Annotated in this window: 16 protein-coding genes; 10 read left to right on the forward strand and 6 right to left on the reverse strand. The window is 64.4% G+C overall.

Features of this window, described 5'->3' with window-relative positions; all coding sequences use genetic code 11:
- Window positions 1-202: 202 nt before the first annotated feature.
- The 3 genes from HU230_RS11375 (at window position 203) to HU230_RS11385 (ending at window position 3,980) form a co-directional block, all read left to right on the forward strand.
- Window positions 203-1,699: a caspase family protein gene (locus HU230_RS11375; RefSeq protein WP_176531600.1), complete on the forward strand. Its 1,497-nt coding sequence runs from the start codon at window positions 203-205 to the stop codon at window positions 1,697-1,699.
- A 61-nt stretch (window positions 1,700-1,760) separates the two neighbouring features.
- Complete coding sequence (locus HU230_RS11380) at window positions 1,761-3,005, forward strand: FAD-dependent oxidoreductase (RefSeq protein WP_210284242.1); 1,245 nt, start codon at window positions 1,761-1,763, stop codon at window positions 3,003-3,005.
- A 198-nt stretch (window positions 3,006-3,203) separates the two neighbouring features.
- Window positions 3,204-3,980: an outer membrane protein gene (locus HU230_RS11385; RefSeq protein WP_176531599.1), complete on the forward strand. Its 777-nt coding sequence runs from the start codon at window positions 3,204-3,206 to the stop codon at window positions 3,978-3,980.
- A gap of 74 nt (window positions 3,981-4,054) precedes the next feature.
- Here the strand turns inward: HU230_RS11385 and HU230_RS11390 are convergent, their stop codons facing one another.
- From HU230_RS11390 to HU230_RS11405, 4 genes are all read right to left on the reverse strand, one after another.
- Window positions 4,055-4,825, reverse strand: a complete 771-nt coding sequence (locus HU230_RS11390; protein WP_176531598.1) for a glucose 1-dehydrogenase — start codon at window positions 4,823-4,825, stop codon at window positions 4,055-4,057.
- 199 nt (window positions 4,826-5,024) lie between these two features.
- Entirely contained in the window at window positions 5,025-5,816 is a 792-nt protein-coding gene (locus HU230_RS11395; RefSeq protein ID WP_176531597.1) for an outer membrane protein, read from the reverse strand.
- A 227-nt stretch (window positions 5,817-6,043) separates the two neighbouring features.
- Window positions 6,044-8,104: a DNA topoisomerase IV subunit B gene (parE, locus tag HU230_RS11400; RefSeq protein WP_176531596.1), complete on the reverse strand. Its 2,061-nt coding sequence runs from the start codon at window positions 8,102-8,104 to the stop codon at window positions 6,044-6,046.
- 128 nt (window positions 8,105-8,232) lie between these two features.
- The gene (locus HU230_RS11405) at window positions 8,233-8,601 is read right to left on the reverse strand and encodes a hypothetical protein (protein WP_176531595.1); all 369 of its coding nucleotides are present in this window, start codon (window positions 8,599-8,601) and stop codon (window positions 8,233-8,235) included.
- Window positions 8,602-8,789: 188 nt separating this feature from the next.
- Here HU230_RS11405 and HU230_RS11410 point away from each other — a divergent pair, with 188 nt between their 5' ends.
- From HU230_RS11410 to argC (HU230_RS11435), 6 genes are all read left to right on the forward strand, one after another.
- Window positions 8,790-9,320, forward strand: a complete 531-nt coding sequence (locus HU230_RS11410) for a DedA family protein (protein ID WP_176531594.1) — start codon at window positions 8,790-8,792, stop codon at window positions 9,318-9,320.
- Between the two features lie 153 nt (window positions 9,321-9,473).
- Window positions 9,474-10,463: an MBL fold metallo-hydrolase gene (locus tag HU230_RS11415; RefSeq protein ID WP_176531593.1), complete on the forward strand. Its 990-nt coding sequence runs from the start codon at window positions 9,474-9,476 to the stop codon at window positions 10,461-10,463.
- Window positions 10,464-10,684: 221 nt separating this feature from the next.
- Entirely contained in the window at window positions 10,685-11,365 is a 681-nt protein-coding gene (locus tag HU230_RS11420) for an FMN-binding negative transcriptional regulator (protein WP_176531592.1), read from the forward strand.
- A complete protein-coding gene (argC, locus tag HU230_RS11425) occupies window positions 11,362-12,342 on the forward strand; it encodes an N-acetyl-gamma-glutamyl-phosphate reductase (protein WP_176531591.1) in 981 nt (326 codons plus the stop codon). Before HU230_RS11420 ends, argC (HU230_RS11425) begins: the two co-directional genes overlap by 4 nt.
- A gap of 16 nt (window positions 12,343-12,358) precedes the next feature.
- Window positions 12,359-12,952 (forward strand): class I SAM-dependent methyltransferase, encoded by a 594-nt coding sequence (locus HU230_RS11430; RefSeq protein ID WP_176531590.1) that lies wholly within the window; start codon window positions 12,359-12,361, stop codon window positions 12,950-12,952.
- A gap of 34 nt (window positions 12,953-12,986) precedes the next feature.
- A complete protein-coding gene (gene argC / locus HU230_RS11435) occupies window positions 12,987-13,964 on the forward strand; it encodes an N-acetyl-gamma-glutamyl-phosphate reductase (protein WP_176531589.1) in 978 nt (325 codons plus the stop codon).
- 112 nt (window positions 13,965-14,076) lie between these two features.
- Here the strand turns inward: argC (HU230_RS11435) and HU230_RS11440 are convergent, their stop codons facing one another.
- Both HU230_RS11440 and HU230_RS11445 read right to left on the reverse strand, forming a co-directional pair.
- Window positions 14,077-14,475 (reverse strand): MAPEG family protein, encoded by a 399-nt coding sequence (locus tag HU230_RS11440; RefSeq protein ID WP_176531588.1) that lies wholly within the window; start codon window positions 14,473-14,475, stop codon window positions 14,077-14,079.
- 91 nt (window positions 14,476-14,566) lie between these two features.
- Complete coding sequence (locus HU230_RS11445; RefSeq protein WP_176531587.1) at window positions 14,567-16,375, reverse strand: PHA/PHB synthase family protein; 1,809 nt, start codon at window positions 16,373-16,375, stop codon at window positions 14,567-14,569.
- A 292-nt stretch (window positions 16,376-16,667) separates the two neighbouring features.
- Here HU230_RS11445 and HU230_RS11450 point away from each other — a divergent pair, with 292 nt between their 5' ends.
- Window positions 16,668-16,955 (forward strand): hypothetical protein, encoded by a 288-nt coding sequence (locus tag HU230_RS11450; RefSeq protein ID WP_176535054.1) that lies wholly within the window; start codon window positions 16,668-16,670, stop codon window positions 16,953-16,955.
- Window positions 16,956-17,013 lie beyond the last annotated feature (58 nt).

Raw genomic sequence — 17,013 nt, forward strand, 5'->3', positions numbered from 1 at the left:
GATGGAAGCTGGAATCTATCACGCGGGTCGTAAAAAGAAACTTGACCTGGGACGGACGGGACGCCCCATGGTGGCCGAGAGGCACGCCATGGGGCGGTCACAACGGCCATCCGGCGTCGGCCTTGAACCGGCCAAACGGCTGATCCGACTATTAGGCGGCGGTCGCACGAGCGGCGCACTTGTCGTGCAGGCGGGAATTGGGATGAAGAGCTGGCTTTCGAGACTTTCAGCGGCCCTGTTGGCGGTCGCATTTATCGCGTCGGCGGCGCCCGCCCAGGCTGAAAGGCGCGTCGCGCTGGTGATCGGCAACAATGATTACAGGAACGTGCCCAAACTGCAGAAGGCGGTCAACGACGCCCGCACCATGGGCGACACGCTGAAGCAGCTCGGTTTCAACGTCATGGTGGCGGAGAATTTGAACCGGCAGGCGTTCTCCGAGACGCTGCTCGCTTTCGACCGCGCCGTAGAACCCGGCGACACCGCGTTCTTCTTCTATGCCGGTCACGGCTTTGAGATCGCGGGTCAGAATTTCCTGCTGCCGACCGACGTGCCGGCCGCCACCGAGGGGCAGGAGGAGCTGGTGCGCGACGCTTCGGTTCTCGCCGACCGCATCATCGAGCGGTTGCAGAACAAGAAGGCGCGGACCTCGATCCTGGTGTTCGACGCCTGCCGCAACAATCCGTTCGAGCGCGCCGGCACGCGCGCCGTTGCCGGCGGCGGTGGCCTCGCGCCGATGACGCAGCTGCCCGAAGGCGTGTTCTCGGTGTTTTCGGCGGGGCCGCGTCAGACCGCGCTCGACCGGCTCTCGAACGACGACGCCAATCCCAATTCGGTGTTCACGCGAACCTTTGCCAGGGAGCTGCTGCAGCCCGGTGAAAATCTGGTGCAGGTTGCCCAGCGTACGCGGCGCCTGGTCAGCGAGATGGCCGAGACCGTGAAGCACAAGCAGATCCCGGTCTATTTCGACCAGATGGTGGACGACGTCTTCCTGAACGGGATCGCCAAGGGGCAGGCCGAGGCGGCCAAGCCGTCGGCTCCGCCGCAGCAGGTGGCCGCGCTGCCGCCGGTCTCGGTACCGAAGCTGCCGAAGGAGGACTCGATCAACGCGCCGATCGCGAGCTTCTCGCGGCACAATGGCGGCTGGACCGTCGTGTTCTCGATCGCCGATCCGACGCTCGGCATCTCCTGGCGGATCGGCGACAGCGGCGATTTCCGCGAAACCGGCTTCATGGACACGCTCGATCCGCGTACGCGCAAGCGGGTGCCCAATCCATCGATCGAGCTGCCGGCCGATGCGCCGGCGGCCACGATCGAGCTTCGCTATGTCGATACGCAGGGCGAGATGCAGGGGCCATTCCCGATCAAGTTCGATCCCGACGCCGCGCTGATCCGCGACCAGCGCAAGATCCTCGACATGACCGCGACGAGCTGGCTGTCGTTCCGCGAGTTCAACGGGCTGCTCGTCTACTATACGCACCTGATGTCGTATCGCTGTGCGATCCGCGAGGTGCGGATCGGCATCGACACTGCGGTGCCGGACAAGGTGTTGAAGATGCCGCCCTGCAATCAGCGCGATCCGAGCGCGATCCCGTCCGACGCTCAGCCCTATCTGAAGCTCGCGCCGCAGACCAAATCGGTCTCGGTGGAGCTGACCTATCGCGACGGCAGCGTGTCGGAAATCAAGACGTTCAGGCGATAGCACAGCATCCTTGTCATCCGGTCTGCGTTACAGTCGGCGAGGCAGCGATAAGGACGGCATCATGGATGCAGGCAATCCGGCAACGGCGAAGACGCGTCGGATGAAGGTGCGCTGCTGCGTCGTCGGCGGCGGGCCGGCCGGCATGATGCTCGGCTATCTGCTCGGACGCGCCGGGATCGATGTCGTGGTGCTGGAGAAGCACGCCGATTTCTTCCGCGACTTCCGCGGCGATACGGTGCATCCGTCGACCCTGCAGGTGATGGACGAGCTCGGCCTGATCGACGGCTTCCTGAAGCTGCCGCACCAGGACATCCAGAAGCTCGAGGGGATGTTCGGCGGCACCTCGGTGCGGATCGCCGACCTCAGCCGCCTCAGCGTCAAATATCCTTTCATCGCGATGATGCCGCAGTGGGACTTCCTCAGCTTTCTGCGCGAGAGCGGCAAGCGTTTCCCCTCGCTGCAGGTTTTGATGAGCGCCGAGGCAACCGACCTGATCCGGCGCGGCGACGCTGTTGCAGGCGTCCGCGTGAAAACGCCTGATGGCCCCATCGAGATCGAGGCTGATCTCACGATCGGCTGCGACGGCCGCCATTCGATCGTGCGCGAGCATGCCGGCCTCGACGTCGAGGAGATCGGCGCGCCGATGGACGTGCTGTGGTTTCGCGTCGGGCGGCGTCGGGACGAGACCGAGAATCTGTTCGCCCGCATCGACGACGGCAAGATGATGGTGACGTTTGATCGCGGCGACTATTGGCAATGCGCCTATGTGATCGCCAAGGGACAATACGAGGCCGTGAAGGCGAGGGGATTGCCGGCGCTGCTCGACGATGTGCTGCGGCTCGCGCCGATCCTCAAGGCCGGCATTGCCGACGTGAAGAGTTTTGACGACGTCAAGCTGCTTACGGTTGCGATCAATCGCCTGACGCGCTGGACCCGTCCTGGCCTGCTCTGTATCGGCGACGCCGCGCACGCGATGTCGCCGATCGGCGGCGTCGGCGTCAACCTCGCGGTACAGGACGCAGTCGCGACCGCCAACATCCTGGCGGCGAAGCTCGTACAAGGCTGTCCGTCGGAGGACGAACTCGATGCGGTGCGGCGTCGCCGCGAATTCCCGGTGCGGGTGACGCAACGCATGCAGGTAATCGCGCAGAACAACATCATCAGCACCGCGCTGAAGGGTGGCGATCAGCCGGTGCCGCTCGCGTTGCGGTTGATCACCGCGATGCCCTGGCTACAAGGGCTGACGGCGCGTCTTGTCGCGATCGGGGTGCGGCCGGAGCACGTGCACTCGCCGGCGGCGGGCTGACAGGCGTCGCGCGCAGGAAGGGAATTTTCAAGGATAACAGCTCCTTAAAGGAGCCGTTAGAAGTTGCGTGATTGCAACAGACAGACATGATTCGCAACCGGCGCACATGGATTCTGCGCGCCCGGTTCCCGCGGTTTGCTTTTGGTAAGGGTCTCTCTGGGAAAGCTCGTCTCCATCAGACAATTTGGGGATGCCACCATGTCTCATGCCAAATTCATTGCCGCGCTGACCGTGACCACGGCGCTCGGCGTCGGTGGTGCGTCGGCCGCCGACCTTGCCGCCCGTCCGTACACCAAGGCGCCGGCCTATGTGGAAACGGTCTACAACTGGTCCGGCTTCTACATTGGCGGCCATCTCGGCGGCGCCTGGACCAACGAGCAGTGGGTCAACAGCGCGAACACGACGGCGTTCGGCGATCTCGCGCCCGGCCAGGGCTTTCGGCAGCGTGGCTCGGGCTTCATGGGTGGCGGTCAGATCGGCTACAACTGGCAGGCCAACAACTTCGTGTTCGGCGTCGAGGGCACGATCACCGGGCTCGACAATTCCGGCCGCGTCACCAACACGGTGTTCGGCGTCGGCCGCGACGATCAATTCAGTTGGCGGTCGAACGCCATGGCAACGATCGTCGGTCGTGCCGGCTACGCGATCCAGAACAACCTGCTCTATTTCAAGGGCGGCTATGCTGGCGTGAACAACCGCCTGTCCGTCGTCGACAACCTTCCGCCGTCAACCGGCTCCGGCAGCCAGACCCATTGGGCCAGCGGCTGGACGGTCGGCGCCGGCTGGGAATACGGCATCACCCGCAACTGGACCATCGGCGTCGAATACAACTACGCGGCCTTCGAGCGTCAGACCTATCAGCTCGCCGGCACCGCCGCGGGCACCTACACGTTCGACGCCAAGCCGCGCGACATCCAATGGGCGGTGGTGCGGATGAACTACAAGTTCGACGCGCCGGTCATCGCGCGCTACTGAACGACACTGAGGCGAACAGGATGCAGGAGCCCCGGCAAATGCCGGGGCTCCTGTGTTTCATGGATCCTGTGTTTTCAGGCCATCACCGAATAGCCGCCGTCGACGGGGATCGCGGTGCCGGTGATGAAGTCCGACGCCGGCGAGGCCAGGAACACGGCGATGCCCGCGAAGTCGTCGATGGCTCCCCAGCGGGCCGCCGGCGTGCGTGCGAGCACGCGTTCATGCAGCCCGGCGACCTGCTCGCGCGCGCCCTTCGTCAGATCGGTGTCGATCCAGCCGGGAAGGATGGCGTTGACCTGGATGTTGTCGGGGGCCCAGGCGTTGGCGCAGGCGCGGGTGTACTGCACGATGCCGCCCTTGCTTGCAGCATAGGCCGCAGCGAAGCTCGCGCCGAAGATCGACATCATCGAGCCGATATTGATGATCTTGCCGTGGCCCGAGGCCTTGAGCGACGGATAGGCCGCCTTCGAGCACAGGAAGGCGCTGGTGAGGTTGGTGTCGATCACCTTGCTCCACTCGTCGAGCTCGAGCTCGTGCGGCGGCTTGCGGATGCTCATGCCGGCGTTGTTGACGAGGATGTCGATCCGGCCGAGCTCGCCGGTGACCCGCTCGACCATCGCGGTGACCGCGGCCTTGTCGGTGACGTCGGTTGCCACCGCGATCGCCTTGACGCCGCGCTTGCCGAGATCCTCGACGGCGGCTTTCGATTTCGCCTCGTTGCGGCCGACCACGGCAACCGCCGCGCCGGCATCCGCCAGGCCGCGCGCCATCCCGAGCCCGATGCCGCCATTGCCGCCGGTGACGATCGCGACCCGGCCAGAGAGATCAAACTGTCCGTTTTTCATTGTTGTTGTCCGCTGTGGTTTGAATCCGGTCGCGAGAGTGCCCGATCGCCACGGCGCTGACCAGATCGGGCGCGGCCGGTCGGCCCTGCACCGCGAGGCGTTCGCGCGAGATTGTTCTTGAAGGTGTTCAGGCAACAAAAAAGCCCCGGACAATGCCGGGGCTTTTCGTCTGCTATGTCAGCAGGGATCAGTACTCAGCTCAGTACTTGGCGACGACCGGACCGGTCCAGTTGAAGCGGTAGACCAGCGAGGTGCTGATGGTCTGGACGAGCGGCTTGAAGGTGATGTCGCGGCCGTTCGAGATGTTGGTGACGTCGGCGAGTTCCGAGATGTTCTTGCTGTCGTAGTAGGCAGCACGGTACTCGGTCTTCATGAACCAGCCCGGCGCGGTGATGCCGAAGATGTTCAGGTTGTTCTCGACACCGCCGCCGACGAACCAGCCGCTGCGATCGAAGCCGTCGGTGTGTCCACCCACCGGGAGAGCAGTGGCGGTGTTGAACAGCGTGGTGCCCTTCCAGTGCGAGTTGGAATAGCCGGCGTTGACGTAGGACAGAACGTTCGGAGCGACCAGATAACCGAGGCGCGCACCGGCGGCCCAGCTGTAGTCGTTCTTGATGTTGCCGGCGATTCCGAGGCCCTGATCCTGGATCGTGCCCTTCAGGCTGCCGAACTGGCCGTCGGCGAACACGCCGATCACCCAGCTGTTGGCGGTCTGCCAGTCATAGCCGGCACCGACGGTGCCGTACCAGCCGTCGCCACCCTGGCGCTGGTTGAAGCCGAGGATCGGTGCGCCCGTGACGGTCGACTGAACGCCGGTGTCAGCGTCCCAGACGCCGCCGCCGCCGCCGCCGAAGATGTAGAAGCCGGTCCAGCTCGGCGCCACTGCGATCGGGGCCGGAGCCTTGGTGTAGGGGCGGGCGGCCAAGTCAGCAGCCGACGCGGTACCCGTCATCGCAGCAACCGCGGTCAGAGCGAGCAAAATCTTCTTCATATCCAAATCCTCGACTTTAGCGTTCGATCGGGTCGCTGACGGGAGCGCGATCGCACCGATTCCCGAAACTCATGTCTGGACTATACGTGGTTCCGCCGGAAATGCTGTTGCGGGTGAGACACAACCGCCCGAAAACGAAACCGCAGGCACTCTCCGAAAGGGCGAATGAAAACGCCGCCCCAATCTGAGGGCGACCGGAAAACCATTTCAAATCAGTTGGTTGGACCCTAAACGTCGAGCAGATCGTCGCTCGCGAATTCGGCCTTGTCGGAGATGAAGGCGAAGCGGGCTTCCGCCTTGGTGCCCATCAGCCGCTCGACCGAGTCGGCAGTGCCCTCGCGATCGTCGGCAAGCAGCACCACGCGAAGCAGCGTGCGCTTGGCCGGATCCATCGTGGTCTCCTTCAGCTGCGCCGGCATCATCTCGCCGAGGCCCTTGAAGCGATTCACCTCGACCTTGGCATTGGCGTTGAATTCGCTCTTGAGCAACTCTTCCTTGTGGGCGTCGTCGCGGGCGTAAACCGACTTGGTGCCGTGCTTCAATTTGTAGAGCGGCGGCACCGCCAGATAGAGGTGCCCCTCGTCGATCAGCCGCGGCATCTGCCGGTAGAAGAAGGTGATCAGGAGCGATGCGATGTGCGCGCCGTCGACGTCAGCGTCGGTCATGATGATGATGCGCTGATAGCGCAAGTCCTCTTCGCGGTAGTGCGCGAGCGTGCCGCTGCCGATCGCCTGCACGAGATCGGAGAGCTGCGCGTTGGCGGTCAGCTTGTCCTTGCCGGCAGAGGCGACGTTGAGGATCTTGCCACGCAGCGGCAGCACGGCCTGCGTCTTGCGATCGCGTGCCTGCTTGGCGCTGCCGCCGGCCGAGTCGCCTTCGACGATGAAGAGTTCGGAGCCTTCGGTGCCGGCATCGGAGCAATCCGCAAGCTTGCCGGGAAGACGCAGCTTCTTGCCGGCGGTCTTGCGCGCGGTTTCCTTTTCCTGGCGGCGGCGCAGCCGTTCCTCGGCGCGATCGATCACGAAGTCGAGCAGCCGGTTGGCCTGGTTCGGATTGCCTGACAGCCAGTGGTCGAACGGGTCCTTCATCGCCTGTTCGACGATGCGCTGCGCTTCGGCGGTGGCGAGGCGGTCCTTGGTTTGGCCCTGGAATTCAGGCTCGCGCACGAACACCGAGAGCATCACGGCCGCGCCCACCATCACATCTTCCGAAGTGATGGAGGCCGCGCGCTTGCCCTGACCGGCGCGCTCGGCGTGGTCCTTCAGGCCGCGCAGCAGCGCGCTGCGCAGGCCGGATTCATGCGTGCCGCCATCGGGCGTCGGCACCGTGTTGGTGTAGGACGACAGGAAGCCGTCGGCATCGGCCGTCCAGGCCACCGCCCATTCGCAGGCGCCATGCGCGCCGCTGCGGCCGGACTTGCCGGAGAAGATATCCTGATGCACCAGCGTGTCGGCATGGATCGCCGCCGCCAGATAGTCCTTCAGGCCGCCAGGGAAGTGAAACTTGGCTTCCGCCGGGACGTCTTCAACGCCTTTCAGCAGCTCCTGGTCGCAGCGCCAGCGGATTTCGACGCCGCCGAACAGATACGCCTTCGAGCGCGTCATCTTGAACAGACGCTGCGGCTTGAAGGCCGCCTTGGCGCCGAAAATATCGGTGTCCGGTTTGAAGCGGATGCGCGTGCCGCGGCGGTTGTTGATCTTGCCGAGGTCTTCGAGTTTGCCCTTGGGATGGCCGCGCTCGAAGGTCATGCGGTGCAGCTGCCCGCTGCGCGCGACCTCGACCTCGAGCCGTGAGGAGAGGGCATTGACCACGGAGACGCCGACACCGTGCAGACCGCCCGAGGTCTCGTAGACCTTGGAGTCGAACTTGCCGCCCGAATGCAGCGTGCACATGATGACTTCGAGCGCCGACTTCTTCGGGAATTTCGGATGCGGATCGACCGGAATGCCGCGGCCATTGTCGGTCACGGTCAGGAAGCCGTCGGTGGTCAACTCCACGTCGATGAAGGTGGCGTGGCCGGCGAGGGCCTCGTCCATGCAGTTGTCGATCACCTCGGCGAACAGGTGGTGCAGCGCCTTTTCGTCGGTGCCGCCGATATACATGCCGGGCCGCCGGCGGACCGGTTCCAGCCCTTCCAGCACCTCGATATCAGCCGCCGTATAGCCGGCTTCGGCGCTTCCTGTGGGCCGGGAAGCAGCCTTCGCCGGGGCGCGACCCTTCGGCTCCGGAACGCCGAACAGATCGTCGGCAGATTTACTTTTGGCGTTCGATTTCAGTGGTTTGGACATGGTTCTTCAAGTGGCGCGGCGGTCTGGGCGCAGCGAATCGGTTGCTCTGACTATGCCACGGATGGGCTGCCAAATGGGGGCGGCCGCACCGTTAGGGCCCGGCCGCCTGTGTAGATAGGAGCCTGCGATTACGCCCGCGAGGTGCGGAATACAACGACCGTGAACAGGGCCATGGCGGCGACCACCATCAGCGATCCCACGATCGGCGCCGCCTCGAACGCGGGACCCTTCAGCAACACCGCGGCCACGCCGGCCGGAAACAGGATGCCGCCGACGATATGCAGCCAGCCCTGGATCCTGGCGAGCAACATGGTTCCTGCCGCCGGCACCAGCCGGTAGTACAGGCCGAACAGGAACAGCAGCACGCCGCCGACGAGATTGAGATGGGCATGCGCCGGCCCCAACGTGAAGTCGTGCTGGATACCCATAACGATGCCCGCGAGCATTCCGAACAACAAGACGAGAACGCCGACGCACATCATCAGTGACCCGATCATCCAGTGATTCCTTTTTCTTATGAGGGAGGTGCCAGCCAGCCCGGACCGCAGGGGCCTTACCGGAAATCACGTTTGATCCCCGCCTTTGTGACTTGATGTCACGCAATGGGCTGGCTTACCTGTTCTTAGGCTGTGTGCCGCTACAAAGGTTCATTCAGTTTTCAACGCAGCGGAGGGCACTCGACGAGATGGAAGACTTTGCGCGGGCCCTGGCCGAATTCGTCCGCCATCACCAGGCTTGGGCCGCTCCGATCGTCATGCTGCTGGCGTTCGCTGAATCGCTCGCCTTCATCTCGTTGCTGGTGCCCGCCTGGGGTGCGCTGGTCGCGATCGGCGCCCTGATCGGCGTCAGCGGGATCAGTTTCTGGCCGATCTGGATCGCGGGCGGCATCGGGGCCGCACTCGGCGACTGGGTCTCCTACTGGTTCGGCTATCGCTACAAGGAGCACGTCGCCCAGATGTGGCCGCTGTCGCGCTATCCAGAGATTCTGCCGCGCGGCGAGGCCTTCGTGAAATCCTGGGGCGTGCCCAGCATCTTCATCGGCCGCTTCTTCGGCCCGCTGCGGGCCTCGGTGCCGCTTGCCGCCGGCATTTTCGAGATGTCGTACTGGCAATTCCAGATCGCCAATTTCGTCTCCGCCCTGGTCTGGTCGGCAGCGCTGCTGCTGTTCGGCGACGTTATCGGCCAGGTCGTCGAGTGGATGTGGCGGGCGGTGTAACGACTTCAGGAATATCGCCGCGATGCAGGGGTTAGGCGGAAGAACAATTGCTTGCACAACCGTCTTCGCACGACTGTCAAAACGCTGAGCAAAACTCACCGCGGCAGACGTGGCTCCGCCGGGCGCATCAACGTTTCATTGGGAGGACATCAGATGGACTTGACACGACGTCACGCTCTCGCAGGCGCTGCCGGCATCGCCGCCGCACCGTTGTTGCCTGCTGTTCCCGCGGTAGCCGCCGCGCCCGCCGCCGACAAGCAGGCGCCGGGCTTCTATCGCTACAAGGTCGGCGACATCCTGGTCACCGCGGTGTCCGACGGCAAGAATGTCTTCAAGCTGGAAGATTCCTTCATCCCGAACGCGAAGCGGGACGATGTCAACGCGGCCCTGGAGAAGGCCTTCATGCCGCGCGACTTGGTGTCGATCTGGTACGCGCCGCTCGTGCTCAACACCGGCGGCAAGCTGGTCGTGATCGACACCGGCAATGGCGCGCTGGCGAAAGCCAGCACAAAGGGCGCCAGTGGCCAGTTCGCCGACAATTTCGTCGCGGCCGGCTTCGACCCGAAGAATGTCGACATGGTCGTGATCTCGCACTTCCATACCGACCACGTGAACGGCCTGCTGACGGCCGAAGGCACGCCGGCGTTCCCGAATGCCGAAGTGCTGGTGCCGGCGACCGAATGGAAGTTCTGGATGGACGACGGCGAGATGAGCCGGGCGCCGGCCGGCCGCATGCAGGGCCTGTTCAAGAACAACCGCAATATCTTCGAGGCCGGCCTGAAGAAGAAGGTCACGCCCTACGAGTGGGGCAAGGAGATCGCGCCGGGGCTGACCTCGGTCGAGACCGTCGGCCACACGCCGGGCCACACTTCCTACGTGCTGGCTTCGGGGGCGGACAAGGTCTTCATCCAGTCCGACGTCACCAACAATCCCAACCTGTTCGCGGCCAATCCCGGCTGGCATGCGTTCTTCGACCAGGACGGCGACGTCGCGGAGAAGACCCGCCGCCGCATCTACGACATGGTGGTTGCAGAGCGGCTCCAGGTGCAGGGTTATCACTATCCGTTCCCGGGCCTCGGCAACGTGGTCAAGGACGGCAACGGCTACCGCGTCGTGCCGGCGCCGTGGAATCCGGCGATCTGAACGGTTTTCCTTGACGCAAAACGGGCGCGGCCTTATAGCCGCGCCCATGATTAACGCCGCGACCATCATCATCGCCCGCCGCCGCCGCATTCTCGCGGTATGGGCGGTCGCTCGCGTTTAAGACCATCGCCTCTGCCGCCGGATCTCCTCCCGCGGCGCTCTCCTGAAAAAAGACACGCGGTTCGATCTGGCGGCTCCTTCGTCACGCAGGAGTTTCGACCATGTATACGCCACCGCCCTTCAAGCCTGACCGCGCCGCGAGCCTCGGCTTTGCGGAAGCGCGCGGTTTCGGCATCGCTTGCGCGTGGGACGGCGGCAAGCCGATCGCCTCCGCGCTGCCGTTCTATTTGAGCTACGCCGCCGACGGCACGCCGCGGGCGCTGCTTCATGTTGCCCGTCACAATCCGCTGGTAAAGCTGGCACACGGGGGCCCTTGGCTGCTGGCCGTGACCGGCGCGGATGCCTATGTGTCGCCGGACTGGTATGTGTCGCCCGATCAGGTGCCGACCTGGCTCTATCAGGCCGTGCATCTGACCGGGCCGGTGCGGGCGCTGACGGGCGAGGAACTCGCCGTTCAGATCGACACGCTGAGCGCCAAGTTCGAGGATCGGCTGTCGCCGAAGAAGCCCGGGACTTCAAGTAACTGGACGTCAGGCAAGATGACAGCCGCGCGGCTCGATGCCATGAAGAAGGCGATCGTGGGCCTTGAGATGACGGTGGAAGAGGTGGAGGGCAGCTTCAAGCTGAACCAGCACAAATCCGAGACCGACTACGCGGCGGTCGCAGGTCACCTTGCCGCGCAGGCGGATGCCGGCGCGCAACAGATCGCGCATCTGATGCGGCAGGCGCGGCCGGATGTCTTTGCTATCGAAACGAACGAGCTCGAAAGGAGCATGCCATGACCGTCACGGACACCAATCAGCCGAAAACCAAGAGCGGTGCGACCAAGGCCACCGTGTTCGTCGACGGGGCGTCCGGCACCACCGGCCTCGGCATCCAGGAGCGGCTGCACGCGATCGGCGACGTCGCGGTGAAGCACATCGCCGACGACAAGCGGAAGGATGCAGGCGCCAAGCGTGCGCTGATGGAGGAGGTGGATCTCGTGATCCTCTGCCTGCCTGACGATGCCGCCAAGGAAACGGTTGCGCTGATCGACACGATGGGCAATTCGGCGCCGAAGGTGCTCGATGCGTCGACCGCCTATCGCGTCGCGCCCGACTGGGCCTACGGTTTCGCGGAGCTCGCGCCCGACCAGGCCGACAAGATTAGCAACGCGCAGAAGGTCTCCAATCCGGGCTGCTATCCGACCGGTGCGATCGCGCTGCTGCGGCCGATCGTCGATGCCGGCCTGCTGCCGGCGGATTATCCCGTCACCGTCAACGCGGTGAGCGGCTATTCGGGCGGCGGCAAGTCGATGATCGCAAGCTTCGAGGACGGCTCCGCGCCGGCCTTCGAGCTCTATGGCCTCGGCTTCGAGCACAAGCACCTGCCGGAGATGCAGCTTTACTCGCATCTGACGCGGCGGCCGATCTTCATCCCGTCGGTCGGCAACTACCGGCAGGGCATGCTGGTCTCGGTGCCGCTGCAGCTCGACACGCTGCCGGGCAAGCCGACCGGCGCTGACCTGCAGGCCGTACTGGCGAAGTGGTACGCCGGCAGCAAATACGTCTCGGCGATGCCGCTGCAGAACGAGGCCGCCAAGGGCGGGCGGATCGAGCCGGAGGCACTCAACGAGACCAACCAGCTCGAGCTCTATGTGTTCGCCAGCGACAAGCACCATCAGGCGGTGCTGGTTGCCCGGCTCGACAATCTGGGCAAGGGCGCCTCGGGTGCCGCGGTGCAGAACATGCGGCTGATGCTCGGGCTTCCCGACAGCTGACGGCGAGGTGCGCATCGTGGATGACGCCACGCTGCAATTCTATCGGCGCAATGCCGAGGCCTATGCCGGGTGGGCGAAAGCGCCGTCCACCCGGCTGATCGGCTTCCTCAAGCTGCTGCCTCCGGGCGGCGCGATTCTCGAGCTCGGCTGCGGTGCCGGCAATCATGCCGCTGTCATGCTCGCCGAAGGCTTCGTGCTGCGTGCGACCGACGGTTCACCGGAAATGGCTGAAGTCGCCGCGCGGCGCATCAACCATCCCGTCGAGGCGATGCTGTTCGACGAACTCGAGGATCTCGACACCTATGACGGCGTCTGGGCCAGTGCGTGCCTGCTGCATGTGCCGCGCGACGAATTGGCCGGCATCCTCGGCCGCATCCATCGTGCGCTGAAACCCGGCGGCATCTTCTACGCGAGCTACAAGATCGGCCATGGCGATGGCCGCGACAGCATCGGCCGCTACTACAACTACCCCTCGCCGGAATGGCTGCAGGCGACATACGCGTCCGCCGGGCGATGGACGGAGCTGTCGTCCGACACCAGCGAGATCAAGAGCTTTGATGAAGCGCCCGCTACGATGCTGCATGTCGTCGCGCGCAAGGGCCAAGACTAAACCTGTTCGCTCACTCCGGCAGTAGGACACCACCATGAGCATTCGCGTCGGCATTGTCGGGATCAGCGGTTTTGGCGGCGGCGAGGCAATGCGCCTGGTCGCGAGCCACCCGTCTTTCGAGCTCATCTACGCCGCGGGCGAGGGCAGCGCCGGCAGCCGATTGGTGGACCGCTTCCCCGGTGTGCCGGCGAAGCTCTCCGAGCTGGTGATCGAGAAGTGGGACCCTGTGACCCTGCCGAAGCTCGACGTGCTGTTCGCCTCGCTGCCCACGGGCGCCTCGGGTGAGGCGCTGGCGCGCGTCCCCAAGGACGTGAAGATCGTCGACATCGGCGGCGACCACCGCTACGTCGAGGGTTGGGCGTACGGCTTGGCCGACGTCTGGCCGGCCGAGATCGAGGGGCAGACCCGCGTTGCCAACCCCGGCTGCTTCCCCGCGGCGACGCTGAACGCGCTGGCGCCGCTATTGGTCAACAAGCTGATCGAGCCTGGCAACATCGTGATCGACGTCAAGACCGGCATCTCCGGCGCCGGCCGGGGCGGTGCCGACAGCAAGTTCGGCTACGCCGAGAGCAACGAGAACTTGCTGCCCTACGGTCTGCTCAAGCACGTCCACATGCCCGAGATAGCCAAGACGATCGAACGGCTGAGTGGCGGTAGCGCGGCCGGGCTCGTGTTCACGCCGCACTTGGTGCCGATGACCCGCGGCGTACTTGCCACCATTTATTGCCGTGGCCGCGTCACCACGGGCCAGTGCCTGGACGCCGCCCGGCGCTTCTACGCAGGGCGGGCGTTCGTCCGCGTGACCGACAAGCCGCCGCAGACCAAATGGGCTACCGGCTCGAACCTCGCGTTCGTTAGTTTTGCGGCCGATCCAGAGCGCAACTTGGTGATCGCGATGGGCGTGGTCGACAATCTCGGCAAGGGAGCGGCCGGCCAAGCCGTGCAGAATGCGAACCTGATCTGCGGCCTGCCAGAAACCGCAGGACTGGACGGCGTACCCGTTTGGCCGTGAGATCGTTTGCGAGTCCGTGCTGTCCCGTCGTTTGCCTTCTATCTCAAAGAAATGAGTTCCGACCCTAGCTTCCGCCGGCGCGGCTGTGCCGCGACCGGCGGGAATTTGCGGTTCAGAGAGCCTTGAAGATCGCGAGCGCCAGCACCGCCTGCGCGAGGAAGCCGACCGTGAAGGCCAACGTGCGGAACACCGGCAGGCCGAGCGTGTAGACGATCAGATGCGCGACGCGGGCCCAGAAATAGACGGCGCAGGCCAGCACGGTCCATTTGGTGGAATAGTCGGCCGCGTTGAGGATCAAGACCAGCGGCGCGAAGATCACGAGATTTTCGACCGCGTTGTCATGGGCGAACATCAGCCGGTTGGCCCATTCCGCGTGCGGCTTGTCGTTGCGCGATGGGTTGGCCATGGCGCCGGAGAGGCCGCGCACCTGGCAGCGGTTGATGATGTAGGGAATCCACAGCAGCCCGGTCAGGATCACCGTCAGCGACAGCCAGAACAGTTCGCGCGTCATCGTCTCCCCCTCACGTGAATTCGATTCCCGACCGTCGGGACCATCTGTTTATAGCTGAGCGGAAGACCTGGCGCTACGCGAAGACTTGGCGCTACGCGCGGACGCGGACATAGCTGCCCGGAGCGTCCTCGAGCACGGACACCCCGTTCGAGCCCACAATGCGCGCCGGCACCGTCTCCGGATCATGGCTTTCCAGCCAGTCGCGCCAGTCGGGCCACCACGATCCCTTGTGTTCCTCGGCGCCCTTCAGCCAGTCGGCGAGCTTCATGTCCTTGATGTTGTCGTTGGTCCAGTACTGGTACTTCTTCGAGGCGGGCGGATTGACAACGCCGGCGATGTGGCCGGAGCCGGACAGCACGTATCTCACCGGGCCGCCGAAGAACTGCGAACCGTAGAGCACCGATTCCGCCGGCGCGATGTGATCCTCGCGTGCGGCGAGGTTGTAGACCGGCACCTTCACCTTCGACAGATCGAGCAGCGTGTTGTCGAGCACCATCGTGCCGGTCGACAGCCGGTTCTCCAGATAGCAGTTGCGCAGATAGTAGGAATGGTTCGACGACGGCATCCTCGTCGCGTCCGAATTCCAGTGCAGCAGGTCGAACGAGGAGGGCGGCTGGCCCTTCAGATAATTGTTCACGACATACGACCAGATCAGGTCGTTCGAGCGCAGCATGTTGAAGGCCATCGCCATCTTGCTGCCCTCGAGCACGCCGGATTCCTGCATGTCGCGTTCCAGCGCCGAGATCTGGTCCTCGTCGACGAACACCAGCAGGTCGCCGGCGTGGGTGAAGTCGACCTGCGCGGCAAAGAACGTCGCCGACGTCACGCGCTGGCGGCGCTTCTCGGCAAGGTAGGCCAGTGTCGAGGCGAGCATGGTGCCGCCGACGCAATAGCCGGCAGTGTGCACCTTCATCTCGCCGGTGACCTTCTCGATCACGTCCATCGCCGTGAGCGGGCCTTCGGCCATATAATCGGCCCAGGTCTTCTTGCCGAGCTCCTTGTCCGGATTGACCCAGGAGATCACGAACACCGTGATGCCCTGGTCGACGCACCATTTGACGTAGGATTTCTCGGGGCGCAGATCGAGGATGTAGAACTTGTTGATCCATGGCGGCACGATCAGGAGTGGCGTGCGCAGCACGTTCTCCGTCGCCGGCGAATACTGGATCAGCTGCATCAGCTCGTTCTGGTAGATCACCTTGCCTGGCGTCGTCGCCATGTTGACGCCGACCTCGAGGTTGCTCGAATCGGACTGGCGGATCCGCAGCGTGCCGTGGCCGGCCTCGATATCCTCGGCCAGCATCTTCATGCCTCGGACCAGATTGTCGCCATTGGTCTCGACCGTGGCGCGCAGCACTTCCGGGTTGGTCAGCACGAAATTCGACGGCGCCAGCGCGTTGGTGATCTGCTGGACGTAGAATTCGGCCTTCTTGCGGGTATGCGGATCGATTCCGTCGGCGTCGTGGACCAGCTGCTGCGCCCACTTCGCGGTCAGCAGATAAAGCTGGAGGATGAAGTCGAAGAACTGATTCGACTTCCACTCCGGATCCTGGAAGCGCTTGTCGCGCGGGGCCGGCGCGATCGCCGGCTTGGCGTCGGCTTCGCCGGCCATGCGGCGCACGGCCGATCCCCAGAGATCGAGGTAGTCCTTGCCGAGCTGCATCTGCAGCGAGGAGGCGCGCTCCTTGTCGGCCAGCCAGTATTCGGCGATCACGCTGAAGGTCTTGATGACCTCGCCGAGCTCGTTCGGCGGCTTGTCGCGGACTTCCCCGGTCTGGCGCGGCTTGAGATAGGCTGCCAGCGCTTGGCCGCTGCTCTCCATCGCTCGCGCGATGTTCATGGCGAAGGCTTCGGCGTTGAATTTCGGGGCGGCTTGGGTGTCGGTACTGACGTTGCTCATCTGAGGCACCATATAGCGTCGTTTGGAGGGCGTCATCGCGCGGTGCGGCAACGAGAATCAGTCAAAAGCCGATGTTTCGCTCTGTTGCGGTGCGATAAAAAATCTCTGTTCCGTCATATTGAAGCCTCAGGGGTCGCATTTGTTGTTCACGCTTTACGCGTTTCGGGCGACAATGGTTTGAAACGGCTAAAGCCAGGATTAATGCAGCAGGGACGCTGCAAGGCTCGTACCAGTACGACCCGGGTCGGCAATGTGCGACGTGCGCGCTAGCTTGTTGGGGACAATTCGGCGCATGCCGATCGATCGAATGAACAGGGGGCTCGCGGCCGCAGCGCTGCTCGCGTCGATGCTGGCGCTGAGCGGGTGCTCGAGCACGATCGCCGATATGGCTATGCCGGCCGATGCGCCGGCGCGGCAAAAGGATGCCAACGGCTACCTCCCGGTGCACGATATTCCGCCCGATCGCGCCGATCCGACGATCAAGCCGGCGGATCAGGCCAAGATCGAGCAGGAGCTGGTTGCCGCGCGTGATCGCCAGGCACAGGCTCAGGCCGCGACGGCAGCCCAAAGCGGGAAGTGAGCGCGCGAGATTGGCCGATCAGCGCTGGCGCCGCCCGGCGTCCGTGCTAAAAGAAACC

The organism is Bradyrhizobium quebecense (assembly GCF_013373795.3).
In the GTDB taxonomy this organism is placed as follows: domain Bacteria; phylum Pseudomonadota; class Alphaproteobacteria; order Rhizobiales; family Xanthobacteraceae; genus Bradyrhizobium; species Bradyrhizobium quebecense.

Excerpts from the sequence above, each read along its gene's own strand:
- HU230_RS11385 (WP_176531599.1), top strand. The coding sequence starts at position 3,204 with ATGTCTCATGCCAAATTCATTGCCGCGCTGACCGTGACCACGGCGCTC.
- HU230_RS11445 (WP_176531587.1), bottom strand. The coding sequence starts at position 16,375 with ATGAGCAACGTCAGTACCGACACCCAAGCCGCCCCGAAATTCAACGCC.
- HU230_RS11415 (WP_176531593.1), top strand. The coding sequence starts at position 9,474 with ATGGACTTGACACGACGTCACGCTCTCGCAGGCGCTGCCGGCATCGCC.
- HU230_RS11395 (WP_176531597.1), bottom strand. The coding sequence starts at position 5,816 with ATGAAGAAGATTTTGCTCGCTCTGACCGCGGTTGCTGCGATGACGGGT.
- argC (WP_176531589.1), top strand. The coding sequence starts at position 12,987 with ATGAGCATTCGCGTCGGCATTGTCGGGATCAGCGGTTTTGGCGGCGGC.
- HU230_RS11375 (WP_176531600.1), top strand. The coding sequence starts at position 203 with ATGAAGAGCTGGCTTTCGAGACTTTCAGCGGCCCTGTTGGCGGTCGCA.
- HU230_RS11420 (WP_176531592.1), top strand. The coding sequence starts at position 10,685 with ATGTATACGCCACCGCCCTTCAAGCCTGACCGCGCCGCGAGCCTCGGC.
- parE (WP_176531596.1), bottom strand. The coding sequence starts at position 8,104 with ATGTCCAAACCACTGAAATCGAACGCCAAAAGTAAATCTGCCGACGAT.
- HU230_RS11410 (WP_176531594.1), top strand. The coding sequence starts at position 8,790 with ATGGAAGACTTTGCGCGGGCCCTGGCCGAATTCGTCCGCCATCACCAG.
- HU230_RS11380 (WP_210284242.1), top strand. The coding sequence starts at position 1,761 with ATGGATGCAGGCAATCCGGCAACGGCGAAGACGCGTCGGATGAAGGTG.
- HU230_RS11390 (WP_176531598.1), bottom strand. The coding sequence starts at position 4,825 with ATGAAAAACGGACAGTTTGATCTCTCTGGCCGGGTCGCGATCGTCACC.
- HU230_RS11405 (WP_176531595.1), bottom strand. The coding sequence starts at position 8,601 with ATGATCGGGTCACTGATGATGTGCGTCGGCGTTCTCGTCTTGTTGTTC.
- argC (WP_176531591.1), top strand. The coding sequence starts at position 11,362 with ATGACCGTCACGGACACCAATCAGCCGAAAACCAAGAGCGGTGCGACC.
- HU230_RS11450 (WP_176535054.1), top strand. The coding sequence starts at position 16,668 with ATGCCGATCGATCGAATGAACAGGGGGCTCGCGGCCGCAGCGCTGCTC.
- HU230_RS11440 (WP_176531588.1), bottom strand. The coding sequence starts at position 14,475 with ATGACGCGCGAACTGTTCTGGCTGTCGCTGACGGTGATCCTGACCGGG.